At 68.6% G+C, this 12,660-nt stretch carries 11 protein-coding genes; 6 read left to right on the top strand and 5 right to left on the bottom strand.

Features of this window, described 5'->3' with window-relative positions; all coding sequences use genetic code 11:
• The first annotated feature begins 28 nt into the window (after positions 1 to 28).
• The 5 genes from phoR to IG194_RS14105 all read left to right on the top strand — a co-directional run bounded on the left by phoR (position 29) and on the right by IG194_RS14105 (position 6,000).
• Positions 29 to 1,324: a phosphate regulon sensor histidine kinase PhoR gene (gene phoR / locus IG194_RS14125; RefSeq protein ID WP_009614188.1), complete on the top strand. Its 1,296-nt coding sequence runs from the start codon at positions 29 to 31 to the stop codon at positions 1,322 to 1,324.
• Positions 1,325 to 1,394: 70 nt separating this feature from the next.
• The gene (locus IG194_RS14120) at positions 1,395 to 2,735 is read left to right on the top strand and encodes a hemolysin family protein (protein ID WP_058488024.1); all 1,341 of its coding nucleotides are present in this window, start codon (positions 1,395 to 1,397) and stop codon (positions 2,733 to 2,735) included.
• A gap of 486 nt (positions 2,736 to 3,221) precedes the next feature.
• Positions 3,222 to 4,535 (top strand): C4-dicarboxylate transporter DctA, encoded by a 1,314-nt coding sequence (locus IG194_RS14115; protein ID WP_009614190.1) that lies wholly within the window; start codon positions 3,222 to 3,224, stop codon positions 4,533 to 4,535.
• Positions 4,536 to 4,600: 65 nt separating this feature from the next.
• On the top strand, positions 4,601 to 5,302 hold the full coding sequence (locus IG194_RS14110) for a FadR/GntR family transcriptional regulator (RefSeq protein WP_009614191.1): 702 nt from the start codon (positions 4,601 to 4,603) through the stop codon (positions 5,300 to 5,302).
• Complete coding sequence (locus tag IG194_RS14105; protein WP_058488023.1) at positions 5,299 to 6,000, top strand: GntR family transcriptional regulator; 702 nt, start codon at positions 5,299 to 5,301, stop codon at positions 5,998 to 6,000. Before IG194_RS14110 ends, IG194_RS14105 begins: the two co-directional genes overlap by 4 nt.
• On the opposite strand, the gene IG194_RS14100 is transcribed toward IG194_RS14105, so the two are convergent.
• The 4 genes from IG194_RS14100 to IG194_RS14085 form a co-directional block, all read right to left on the bottom strand.
• Positions 5,990 to 6,886, bottom strand: coding sequence for a peptidoglycan DD-metalloendopeptidase family protein (locus IG194_RS14100; protein WP_058488022.1), 897 nt, complete (start codon positions 6,884 to 6,886; stop codon positions 5,990 to 5,992). The two genes, IG194_RS14105 and IG194_RS14100, sit on opposite strands and share 11 nt — an antisense overlap.
• 92 nt (positions 6,887 to 6,978) lie before the next feature.
• Complete coding sequence (locus tag IG194_RS14095) at positions 6,979 to 7,884, bottom strand: response regulator (RefSeq protein ID WP_058488021.1); 906 nt, start codon at positions 7,882 to 7,884, stop codon at positions 6,979 to 6,981.
• Between the two features lie 89 nt (positions 7,885 to 7,973).
• Complete coding sequence (locus IG194_RS14090; protein ID WP_058488020.1) at positions 7,974 to 9,284, bottom strand: MFS transporter; 1,311 nt, start codon at positions 9,282 to 9,284, stop codon at positions 7,974 to 7,976.
• A 24-nt stretch (positions 9,285 to 9,308) separates the two neighbouring features.
• A complete protein-coding gene (locus IG194_RS14085; protein WP_058488019.1) occupies positions 9,309 to 10,484 on the bottom strand; it encodes a M20 aminoacylase family protein in 1,176 nt (391 codons plus the stop codon).
• 156 nt (positions 10,485 to 10,640) lie between these two features.
• On the opposite strand from IG194_RS14085, the gene IG194_RS14080 reads away from it, so the two are divergent.
• Positions 10,641 to 11,591: a LysR family transcriptional regulator gene (locus IG194_RS14080; protein ID WP_058488018.1), complete on the top strand. Its 951-nt coding sequence runs from the start codon at positions 10,641 to 10,643 to the stop codon at positions 11,589 to 11,591.
• A gap of 320 nt (positions 11,592 to 11,911) precedes the next feature.
• On the opposite strand, the gene phoU is transcribed toward IG194_RS14080, so the two are convergent.
• Positions 11,912 to 12,640 (bottom strand): phosphate signaling complex protein PhoU, encoded by a 729-nt coding sequence (phoU, locus tag IG194_RS14075; protein WP_009614205.1) that lies wholly within the window; start codon positions 12,638 to 12,640, stop codon positions 11,912 to 11,914.
• Between the last annotated feature and the right edge of the window lie 20 nt (positions 12,641 to 12,660).

Below are 12,660 nucleotides of genomic sequence, written 5' to 3'. Positions count from 1 at the left end.
CGCCTGATATTCACAAGGAAAGGACCTGGTGAACCAAGACTGGCGTGGCGCCCTGATCCGCCATCTGCTGTTGTTGATAGTCGCCGCCGCGCTGATCGGCGCGGTGAGCGGGCAATACGGTTGGGCCCTGGCAGGCTGCCTGGGCGTCTACCTCGGCTGGACCCTCTGGCAGGTGCTGCGCCTGCACAAATGGCTGAAGAACCACCGCGAGGACGAACCGCCGCCGGACGGCTACGGCCTGTGGGGCGAGGTGTTCGACAGCATCTACCACCTGCAGCGGCGCAACCAGCGCGCCCGCGGGCGCCTGCAGGCGGTGATCGACCGCATGCAGGAATCCACCGCGGCGCTGCGCGATGCGGTGGTCATGCTCGACGCCGACGGCAACCTGGAGTGGTGGAACCTCGCCGCCGAACGCCTGCTCGGCCTGAAGAGCCCGCAGGACGGCGGCCAGGCGGTGACCAACCTGATCCGCAACCCGCGCTTCAAGGAATACTTCGCCCGCGGCGACTACCAGGAGCCGCTGGACATGCCCTCGCCGGTGGACGACAAGCTGCTGCTGCAGTTCCAGATCACCCTCTACGGCAACGGCGAGCACCTGATGCTGGTCCGCGACGTGACCCGCGTGCAGCGTCTGGAACAGATGCGCAAGGACTTCGTCGCCAACGTCTCCCACGAGCTGCGCACGCCGCTGACGGTGATCGCCGGCTACCTGGAGACCTTCCTCGACAACGCCGAGAACATCAACCCGCGCTGGGCCCGCGCCCTGCAGCAGATGCAGCAGCAGGCCGCGCGCATGCAGGGCCTGCTCAACGACCTGCTGCTGCTGGCCAAGCTGGAAGCCACCGACTACCCGGCGGACAACAAGCCGGTGGCGGTGGACCTGATGCTGCTGGCCATCCGCAACGACGCCCAGGCGCTGTCCGGCGCCCGCGAGCACCGCATCAGCCTGGAGGCCGACCCCAGGGTGAAACTCAAGGGCAGCGAGGCCGAGCTGCGCAGCGCCTTCTCCAACCTGGTGTTCAACGCGGTCAAGTACACCCCCGAGGGCGGCGAGATCCGCATCCGCTGGTGGGGCGACGAGCAGGGCGCGCACCTGTCGGTGCAGGACAGCGGCATCGGCATCGACCCCAAGCACCTGCCGCGCCTGACCGAGCGCTTCTACCGCGTGGACTCCAGCCGCAACGCCAGCACCGGCGGCACCGGCCTGGGCCTGGCCATCGTCAAGCACGTGCTGATCCGCCACCGCGCCACCCTGGACATCAGCAGCGTGCCGGGCAAGGGCAGCAGCTTCGTCTGCCACTTCCCGCGGCAGCAGGTCGCCTGAACCAAGGTCATCTTGCCAGCGCCGCACGCTGCCGCCATGCTTACCCGCTCATTCATCAGCCAACAGAACCATGGACCCTTCCCCCAGTAGCGAATTGCTGACCTATTTCGCCGATTTCGGCCTCGTACTCTTCGCCCTTCTCCTCGTCCTGCTCAACGGCTTCTTCGTCGCCGCCGAGTTCGCCATGGTCAAGCTGCGCGCCACCCGCGTGGAGACCATCGCCAAGCAGCACGGCTGGCGCGGCAGCATCCTGCGCAAGGTGCACAACCAGCTCGACGCCTACCTCTCCGCCTGCCAGCTGGGCATCACCCTGGCCTCCCTGGGCCTGGGCTGGGTCGGCGAGCCGGCCTTCGCCGAGCTGCTGGAGCCGCTGCTGGCCGCGGTGGGCGTGCACTCCGAGGAAATCATCCGCGGCGTGTCCTTCTTCAGCGCCTTCTTCATCATCTCCTACCTGCACATCGTGGTCGGCGAGCTGGCGCCCAAGAGCTGGGCGATCCGCAAGCCAGAGCTGCTGTCGCTGTGGACCGCGGTGCCGCTGTACCTGTTCTACTGGGCGATGTACCCGGCCATCTGGCTGCTCAACGCCAGCGCCAACGCCATCCTCAAGATCGCCGGCCAGGGCGAGCCGGGGCCGCACCACGAGCACCACTACAGCCGCGAGGAACTCAAGCTGATCCTGCACTCCAGCCGCGGCCAGGACCCCAGCGACCAGGGCATGCGCGTGCTGGCCTCGGCGGTGGAGCTGGGCGAGCTGGAAGTGGTGGACTGGGCCAACTCCCGCGAGGACCTGGTCTACCTGGAGCGCCACGCGCCGCTGGCCGACGTGCTGGCGACCATCCGCCGGCACAAGTACAGCCGCTACCCGGTGTTCGACGCCGAAAAGGGCGAGTTCACCGGCCTGCTGCACATCAAGGACCTGCTGCTGGAGCTGGCGACCACCGACAGCCAGCCGGAAACCATCGACCTGGACGAACTGGCCCACCCGCTGGAGCTGGTGACCAAGCACATGCCGCTGTCGCGCCTGCTGGAGCAGTTCCGCCAGGGCGGCGCGCACTTCGCCCTGGTGGAGGAAGCCGACCACAAGGTGATCGGCTACCTGACCATGGAAGACGTGCTGGAAGTGCTGGTCGGCGACATCCAGGACGAGCACCGCAAGACCGAGCGCGGCATTCTCGCCTACCAGCCGGGCAAGCTGCTGGTGCGCGGCGACACCCCGCTGTTCAAGCTGGAGCGCCTGCTGGGCATCGACCTCGACCACATAGAGGCGGACACCCTCGCCGGCCTGGTCTACGAGACTCTGAAGCGCGTGCCGGAAGAGGAAGAAGTGCTGGAAGCCGAAGGCCTGCGCATCATCGTGAAGAAGATGAAGGGCCCGAAGATCGTCCTGGCCAAGGTGGTCAAGCTGGATTGACGCGGCTGCCAGCTGCGCCGAAGCGCCTTTCGTAGGAGCGACCGTCTTGTCCACTGCACCGGGGCGCTTTTCGTAGGATGGGTTGAGCTTGCGAAACCCATGCTGTTGCGGTGATGGGTATCGCTTCGCTCAACCCATCCTACGGGTGTTGGGTTTGTCGGAAGGTGTAGGAGCGGACTCCGTCCGCGATCGGGATGGCCTACACACCGGCCTGACCAGTTGCGTTCCACCCACAGGCCCTCTCCCATCGCCCGCTAAAAAATCCCCACCCCCAGCAGCCCGTTGGAAGCTCCGTCCTAGAGCTTCCACGCCCTACTCAAAAGCCACTCCCCAAAACCACTCGTCGCCCCATCGCCGCATTCGCTCTTGCCAGCGGCGCCACATGGGCATAAGTTGCACTGGTCTGACCGGTAATACCAGAACAATAACTGCGCGCCTCAGCCCTCCCCTCGGGAAGCGGACGGGCGCAGACAACGGAGACCTTCAATGCTCATCCACCGCTGTTCCCGCTCGATCTTCCTGCAAGTGGTGCTCGGCCTGGCCCTCGGCGTGCTGTTCGGTGTCGGCCTGCCGGAGCTTTCATCCCAGCTCAAGCCCCTGGGCGACGGCTTCATCAAGCTGATCAAGATGCTCATCGCGCTCATCGTGTTCTGCGTGGTGGTCAACGGCATCTCCGGCGCCGGCGACCTGAAGAAGGTCGGACGCATCGGCCTGAAGTCGGTGGTCTACTTCGAGATCCTCACCACCATCGCCCTGCTCCTCGGCCTGCTGGTGGCCTACGGCAGCGGCCTGGGCAACGGCGCCAACATCGACCTGAACGGCCTCTCCGCCGGCGATGCCGCGACCTACGCCGCGCACACCAAGGACATCCACGGGCCGGTGGACTTCATCATGGGGCTGATTCCCACTTCGGTGTTCAGCGCCTTCGCCAACAACGACATCCTCCAGGTGCTGGTGTTCGCCGTGCTGTTCGGCAGCGCCCTGAACCTGGTGGGCGAGCAGGCCAGCGGCGTGGCGCGGCTGGTCAACGAGTTCAGCCACGTGGTCTTCCGCATCATGGGCATGATCGTGCGCCTGGCGCCGCTGGGCGTGTTCGGCGCCGTGGCCTTCACCACCAGCCGCTACGGCCTGGAGTCGCTGAGCCACCTGGGCGCGCTGGTGCTGGTGTTCTACCTCACCTGCATCCTCTTCGTATGCCTGGTGCTGGGCACCGTGCTGCGCCTGAGCGGCGTGCGCCTGCGGCCGTTCCTGCGCTACTTCCGCGAAGAACTGCTGATCGTCCTCGGCACCGCCTCTTCCGACGCCGTGCTGCCGCAGGTGATGCGCAAGCTGGAGAACATGGGCATCCGCAGCTCCACCGTGGGCCTGGTGATCCCAACCGGCTACTCCTTCAACCTCGACGGCTTTTCCATCTACCTGACCCTGGCGGTGGTGTTCATCGCCCACGCCACCGGCACGCCGCTGGCCATCAGCGACCTGCTGACCATCCTGCTGGTGTCGCTGGTGACCTCCAAGGGCGCCCACGGCATCCCCGGCTCGGCCCTGGTGATCCTCGCCGCCACCCTCGCCGCGGTGCCGGCCATCCCCGCCGCGGGCCTGGTGCTGGTGCTCTCGGTGGACTGGTTCATGGGCATCGGCCGGGCGCTGACCAACCTGATCGGCAACTGCGTCGCCACCGTGGTCATCGCCCGCTGGGAAAACGACATCGACCTGCAACGCACACGTTCGGTACTCAACGGCGAACCCGGGGCGAACAAGACCCTGGTCGCCACGCCCGGCAAGGGCGAACTGCGCGGCTGACGACAGCCGCCGCGCGCGCCGCTCCAATAGGCGCGGCGCGCGCCTTAACTGCCTCAGGAGCAACCATGTTTTCCTCATCCAAACTGGTCAATTCAGTGGTTCAGAAACTGCTCGAGACCATAGAGCAAGGGCGCTGGGCGGCCGGCCAGATGCTGCCGGGCCAGCGCGAACTGGCCGAGCAGCTGGAAATCAGCCGGCCCAGCCTGCGCGAGGCCATCACCGTGCTGGAGACCCTCGGCGTGGTGCGCTCGCTGCCCGGCAAGGGCGTGATGGTGCTGCAGCGTGACGAAAACGCCCTGCGCGAGATCCGCGCCCCGGCCACGGCCACCCTGGAAGACGTGCTGCAACTACGCTACGCCCTGGAACCCTTCATCGCCGGGCTGGTGGCGCAGAGCATCGACGGCGACTCCCTCGGCCGCCTGCGCCTGCTGCTGCTGGACATGCGCGAAGCGGTGGAGGACGGCCGCGCCGCCGCCGTGGTCGAGGCCTACAACAGCTTCCACCGCAAGCTGGTGGCGCTGACCTCCAACCCGATCTTCCTCAGCGTTTCGCAACAGATCGCCGGCGCCCTGGAGCAGAGCGACCACCTCATCCAGCGCAACGCCGCTCACGCCGAGGAACTGCTGGCCGAGCATGAGGCCATCGTCCGCGCCATCCGCCAGCACGACAGCGAAGGCGCCAGCCAGGCCATGCGCCAGCACATCCTCAACGAAGGCCTGCGCCTGAACCTGGCGCTGCGCGTGCCGGAAGCGGGGACCGGGCGATGAACGGCGAAACCGGCCCGCGCCGCCGCGGCCAGGCCCAGCGGATCTACGAGGACCTGCACGCCGCCATCCTCTCGCGGCGCCTGCGGCCGGCCGCGCCGCTCAGCCAGGAAACCCTCGGGCGGATCTTCCACGCCGGCCCCAGCAGCGTGCGTCGCGCCCTGCAGCGCCTGGCCCGGGAAGGCGCGGTAGAACTGGCGCCACGGCGCATCGCCAGCGTCGCCCGCGCCGATCCGCAGCGCCTGCGCCAACTGCTGGAAACCCGCCTGCTGCTGGAAAGCGACATGCTCCGGCGCCTGGCCGGAAGGCTGGACGGGCAAAACCTGGCGGAACTGCGGGAAATGCTCGCCACCCAGCGCCGCTGCCTGGCAGCGGACGACGCGCTGGGCGCCCAGGAATGGGCCCGGAACCTGCACCTGCGCCTGGCCCAGCTGTCGGCCAATCCCCTGTTGCCCGACCTGCTGGGCCCGCTGCTGGAGCGCCTGGCCGTGAGCATTGCCCTGGGCCGCGGCCAGGCCCATACCGCGGACAGCTGCCGGCAACAGGCCGAGATGCTCGAAGCCCTGGCTGAAGGCGACGCGGAGCGCGCCTGCGCCTGCCTGGAGAATTACCTGCGCGGCGTGGGCGAACGCCTGCGCTTCGCCCCACCGCCGACCACCGACCTGCGCGCGGCCTTCGCCGGGAAGCTGGCTATTCCTTGACCACCGCGAAGTTCGGCAGGGTGCCCACCGGCTGGGCGAAGTCATAGGGGATGGATTCCAGCGCCAGGCCGACGTTGCGCTGCACCACGAAGTGCAGGTGCGGACCGCTGCTGTTGCCGGTGTTGCCCGAGCGCGCCAGGGGCGTGCCGACGCCGACGCGCTGGCCCTCGCTGACCAGCACCGAGCCGCGCATCAGGTGCAGGTAGACGCCCATGGTGCCGTCGTCGTGGAGGATGCGCACGAAGTTGCCGGAGGGGTTGTTGCCGCGCCCGCTCTGGGCGTTCTCCACCTTCACCACGGTGCCGCCGCGGGCGGCCACGATGGGCGTGCCCTCGGGCATGGCGATGTCCAGCGCGTAGCGGCTCTTGGGGGTGAAGTGGCTGTACTTGCCGTTGGCGCCCTGGCTCAGGCGGAAGGGCCCGCCACGCCAGGGCAGCGGATAATCGTAGGCCACAGGTTGCAGGCGCGGGTCGCCCAGGGCGTAGCGCAGCTTGGGCTTGTACTGCATCGGCCGCGACGCGTCGCGCGGGCTCAGCGTGGCCAGGCGGATGGCGCTGCGCGGCGCCAGCACCCAGCGGATCGGCTTCTCCGGCACGCCCACGGCGTTCTGCGCGGCGTTCACGCTCAGCTCCACTTCCACCGGGGCGTAGAGGTCGTTGCGCACCTGCAGGGTTTCGAAGCCGTAGTGCCTGAGCGTCTGCAGCTTCACCTGCTGCTCCAGGTGCTCGACCATGCGGTCGCGGAAGACGAACACCTGCGCACCCGCCACGGCCTTGTCCGTGTAGGTGACCACGCCATTGGCGTCGACGTATTTGTAGATGGTCACGGCCGCAGCCGGCCCCGCAGCCATCCATAGACTGCAGAGGAAGAAAAAGCGCCCTAGCATGTCGACTCTGGTTATAGGTATTCGACGCCAGCAAGACTAGCAGCCGAGGCCGGCAGCGGCGAGCCGCCGGCCGTCGGGCTGTGAAGCAGGCCTCAGGCGCCGGGGACGTAGTGCTTCTGGGTGCTGCCGCGGGCGATCAGGCGCGACAGGTAGTCGAGCTTCTGCGGGTCGCGGTCGACGAAGCGCAGCAACAGCAGCAGCCACTCGCTGTCGGGCTTGGGTTCCAGCGCCGCCACCGAGTGCAGGTAACCGTTCAGGCGCGCCACCTCGTTGTCTTCCTCCAGGTCGAGCACCGCGGTTTCCAGCACCTGCGGCAACACCTGGCCGCGCTTCACCACCAGCTGCGCCTCCTTCAGGCTGAGCCCGCGGATCACGCAGGGCAGGCTGGCATTGGGCAGGCGCAACTGCCCCTGGCCCTTGCCCTGGGCGCCACTGCGCGCAGGCGCGGGGGCCGGCGCGGCAGCAGGAGCCGGACGGGCGGGCGCCGGGGCCGCGGCTGGAGCGGCCGGGGCGCGAACCACCTCGGCCTTGCCGCCGGTGAGGGCGGCGAGGGAGTCGTTCGGCGGGCCGCCGGCCAGGCTGCGCTGCGGCGCCGAGGCCAGCAGCGCATCGAGCTTGCCGGCGCGGCTCAGGGCCTTGCGCACCTTGCTCACCAACTGGTCGTTGGAGAAGGGCTTGCCGATGTAGTCCGACACCCCGGCCTGGATGGCCTGGACCACGTTCTCCTTGTCGCCGCGGCTGGTCACCATGATGAAGGGCACGTCCTTCAGCGGCGCCTGGGCGCGGCACCAGCCGAGCAGTTCGATGCCGGACATCTCCGGCATCTCCCAGTCGCAGAGGATCAGGTCGACCGCGTGGCGGGCGAGGTGCTGCTGGGCCTTGCGGCCGTTCACCGCCTCCTCGATGCGCAACCCCGGAAAATGGTCGCGCAATCCCTTCTTCACCAGGTCGCGGATGAAAGGTGCATCATCCACCACCAGAACACTGACCTTGCTCATCGTCGACTCCCTGGAACGCCAAGGCGAAGGATAGCCTCGGGCACTGGCAGGATGCCATGCCGACGTGACCGGTCGGACACATCCGTCAATCAATCCAGCGTTCGCCCTACGGTTTCCGGAGCCATCCGCAACCCGGCCAGGCATAGCAGGATGGCGCCCACCAGGTACCAGGCCGGCGCGTTCGGGCTGCCGGTGAGGTCGATCAGCCCGGCGGCGAAGAACTGCGCGAAGCCGCCGAACAGCGCGACGCCGACACAGTAGGTGACCGACAGGCCGGTGGCGCGGATCGCCGCCGGGAACAGCTCCGGCAGGATCGCCAGGGACGCCACCATGCCGTAAGTCAGCGGGATGTTGAGCAGCCCCACGATCAGCAGCAGCAGGCCGATGCTGGGCCATTGGTTGAGCAGCAGGAACGCCGGGTAGGTCGCCAGCAACAGGATCGGCAGCGGCCAGAAGATCGAGCGGCGCCGGCCGATGCGGTCGCTCAGGCGTCCAGCGTGGGGCGCCAGCAGCAGCGACGGCAGGCTGCTCACCACCGCGGCCCAGGTGGCGACGCCCAGCGGCATGCCCAGCACGCTGATGGCGTGGTTGGCCAGGTAGAACTGGGTGATGTAGACCGGCACCGAGACGCCGATCACCAGCAGCACGCCGGTGACCAGCTGCCGCGGGTGCCGGCACAGCAGCGCCAGGCCGCCTTCCCGCGCCTGCCGGCTGTCGCCCTGGGCGGCGGCCGGCAGGGTTTCCTCCAGGCGGTGGCGGATGTATTCGCTGACCGGGATGGCCAGGATGCCCACCGCGAAGACCGCCCGCCAGCCCCAGCTGTCCATGGCCTCGGGGCTCAGCAGGTTGCTCAGCGTCAGCACCACCAGCGCGCCCATGATGGTGCCCAGGCTCTGGCTGAACACCTGCCAGCTGCAGTAGTAGGCCCGCGAGCCCGAGCCGGCGTATTCCATCAGGATGGTGGTGGCGGTGCCCACCTGCCCGCCCACGGCGAAACCCTGCAGCAGGCGCGCGACTATGATCACCAGCGGCCCGACCAGCCCGGCCTGGGCATAGGTCGGCGCCACGGTGAACAGCAGCGCGCCCAGGGCCATCAGCCACAGCGTCAGGCGCATGGCCGCCTTGCGCCCGGCGCGGTCGGCGTACAGGCCTATCAGCAGGCCGCCGAGCGGGCGCATGACGAAGCCGGTGCCGAACACCGCGAAGGACAGCATCAGCGAAGTCAGCGGGTTTTCCCCGAAGGGGAAGAACAGCCGCGCCATCAGCGTGGCGAGCAGGCTGTAGACGAGGAAGTCGTAGAACTCCAGGGCGTTGCCCAGGCACACCGCGGCGATGGCGCGGGTGCGCCCGGCACGGGAAGGTTCGGCGCTCGCAGCGAAGGATGTCGTTCTTGTTGTCATGCTGGGATTCCCCGCGGGAAGGATTCAGGCCAGGAAGCGCTGCGCCAGGCGGACCCAGAAGGTCGCGCCCAACGGTAGGATGCGGTCGTTGAAGTCGTACCCGGGGTTGTGCACCGCGCAGCCGCCCTCGCCGTCGCCATTGCCGATCATCAGGTAGCAGCCGGGCGCCTGTTCCAGCCAGAAGGCGAAGTCCTCGCTGGCATGGATGGGCCGCGGCTCGGGCTCCAGGCCCTCGTCGCCGAGCCAGTCGAGCACCAGCTCGCGGACCAGCCCCGCGCAGCCGGGGTCGTTGACCAGCACCGGGTAGCCGTCCGCCGCCACCAGGACTTCGGCGCGGGCGCCGAAGCTGGCGGCCTGCTGCTGCGCCAGTTCATGGATGCGCCGCAACAGCAGCTCGCGCACCTGCGGGCTCAGCGCGCGCACGCTCAGGCGCAGTTCGGCGCTGTCGGGGATGACGTTGCTGGCGTCGCCGGCGAGGAAGGCGCCCACGGTCAGCACCGCCGCCTCGGACGGCGGCACGTTGCGCGACACCAGGCTCTGCAGGGCGCCGACCAGCGCCGCGCCGGCCAGGATCGGGTCCACCGTCTGCTCGGGCATGGCGCCATGGCCGCCGCGGCCGTGGATGAGGATGGTCACGTCGTCGGCCGAGGCCATGCACGGCCCCGGCATGACCATGAAGCGTCCCTCGGCCAGGCCGGGCAGGTTGTGCATGGCGAACAGGGCGTCGCAGGGGAAGCGTTGCAGCAGGCCTTCGTCGAGCATGCGCTTGGCCCCGGAGCCGCCATGGCCTTCCTCGGCGGGCTGGAAGAACAGGTGCAGGGTGCCGCGCCAGTTGCGCTCGCGGGCCAGCTCGCAGGCCGCGGCCAGGAGCATGGCGGTGTGCCCGTCATGGCCGCAGGCGTGCATCTTGCCGGGCACCCGGCTGCTCCAGGGCAGCCCGCTCTGCTCGTGGATCGGCAGCGCATCCAGCTCGGCGCGCAGGCCCAGCACCGGGCCGGGGCCGTTGCGCAGGGTGGCGATCACCCCGGTGCCGGCCATCTCGGCGATCTCGTAGCCCCAGGCGCGCAGCCGTTCGATGACCCGCTCGCGGGTGGAGTACTCTTCGAAGCCCAGCTCGGGTTCGGCGTGGATGGCCCGGCGCAGTTCGACCATTTCCGGGACGATGGCGGCTATGCCCGGCGCTATGCAGGCTCTGTTCATCGGCTCGCTCCTGTTTTTCTTGTGGGATTGGACTGGATCGATGCCCGTGACCGGCCGGTATGCTGGGCGTGGATTACCCTAGCGTCGGCGCCGCATGCGCATAAGCCAAAAAAATGTTGTCGTGACGACCTCCGGTGTTCGGAGGGGAGGCGAGCGTTGAAACTGCATCAGTTGCAGGCTTTGATAGCCGTGGCCGACGGCGGCGGCATCCGCGCCGCGGCCCGTGGCCTGGGCCTCAGCCAGGCCGCGGTGACCCGTGCCCTGCGCGAACTGGAGGAGGAACAGGGGCTGCCGCTGCTGATGCGCCACGCCGGCGGCGCCCGGCTGACCACCGCCGGGCAGGTGCTGCTGCCCCGCGCCCGGCAGATCGCCACCCAGCTCGACAGCGCCCGCCAGGAACTGGCCGCCCTGCGCGGCGAAGGCGCGGCGACGCTGTGCGTCGGCGTCACCCCCTGGTTCGGCCAGACCTTGCTGGGCAACGCCCTGCAGGCCTTCCGCAGGGACATGCCGCAGGTCCACCTGGAGCTGTACGAGGGGCTGCAGGCGGTGATCCTGCCGCTGCTGCGCACGGGCCGCATGCAGTTCGCCCTGGGCCCGGCGGGCATCCTCCAGGGCGCGGAATTCGTGCATCAGCCGCTGGCGCACTACCGCATGCAGGTGGTAGCCCGCAACGGCCACCCGCTGGCCACGGCGCGCTCGCTGAGGCAGTTGCTGGAGCACGACTGGACGATGAACTTCACCGCCGACCGCTACGCCGAGACCACCCATGAACTGTTCGGCCAGCATGGCCTGCAGATCGCCCGCGAACGCATCGTCTGCGCCCATTCCGCGGGCATGCTCAGCAGCCTGATCGTCGACGCCGGCCTGCTCGGCTACGCGCCGCAGCCGATGATGCTCTGCGAACCGCTGCGCAGCGGCGCACGGGCCCTGGCGCTGGAGGAGCCATTACCGGACGGGGACATCAGCATCATCCGCCTGCGCGACCAGGGGCTGGACGCGACCTCCCGGCACTTCATCCACTGCCTGCAGCAGGCGCTGAAGGACAACAGCCGAGCCCGCGATCCCGCGGGCCGGCAGTTGGCGGAGATGGTGAGGTTGAGTTTCTGAGGGAGGGGCCAAGACCGATTTCGTAGCGGGCCCTGCCCGCGAATCGCGCGCAGGGCGCGCTCCTACATGGGAATGGCGCGGGTGGCGCAGCGTAGGAGCGGATCTTATCCGCGAATCGCGCCGGGACATCCGGCTATCGCGGACAAGGTCCGCTCCTACCCACTACGGACGGGCACGGCCCCTCGTAGGATGGTGTTGAGCGAAGCGATACCCATCGCCACCACCGCATGGGTTTCGCAGGCTCAACCCATCCTACGAAAAGCGGCTCGGCGCAGCAGGGTTGGCGTTTCGGCGAGCGCCGCCATGAGCCCAGGTGCGGCTCAGCTATCGGACTTGCCCTGCACTTCTTCCTTCATGCGCGTCAGGCCGATGTGGCGGACGTCGGTGCCGCGCACCAGGTAGATCACCAGTTCGGCGATGTTGCGCGCGTGGTCGCCGATGCGCTCCAGCGAGCGCAGGGCCCAGATGACGTTGAGCACACGGGAGATCGCCCGCGGGTCTTCCATCATGTAGGTCACCAGTTCGCGCAGGGCGGTCTTGTACTCGCGGTCGACGGTCTTGTCGTACTGCGCCACCGACAGCGCCAGGTCGGCGTCGAAGCGGGCGAAGGCGTCCAGCGCCTCCTGCACCATCTTGCGCACCTGGCCGCCGATGTGGCGCACCTCGACGTAGCCGCGCGGCGACTCGCCTTCCTCGCACAGCTGGATGGCGCGGCGGGCGATCTTCGAGGCTTCGTCGCCGATGCGCTCGAGGTCGATCACCGACTTGGAGATGCTGATGATCAGGCGCAGGTCGGAGGCCGCCGGCTGGCGACGGGCGAGGATGCGCAGGCATTCCTCGTCGATGTTGCGCTCCATCTGGTTGATCTGGTCGTCGATCTCGCGCACCTGCTGGGCCAGGCCCGAGTCGGCGTCGATCAGCGCGGTGACCGCGTCGTTGACCTGTTTCTCCACCAGCCCGCCCATGGCCAGGAGGTGGCTGCGCACGTCCTCCAGCTCGGCGTTGAACTGCTGGGAAATGTGATGGCTGAGACTTTCTTTGTTGATCATGTGGTTTCGCTCCGCGAAAG

The sequence above is a fragment of the Pseudomonas sp. ADPe genome, assembly GCF_014843515.1.
GTDB lineage: Bacteria > Pseudomonadota > Gammaproteobacteria > Pseudomonadales > Pseudomonadaceae > Pseudomonas > Pseudomonas citronellolis.
Note: the sequence above shows the minus strand (reverse complement) of the source record. Positions and strands in the feature narration are given on the sequence as shown.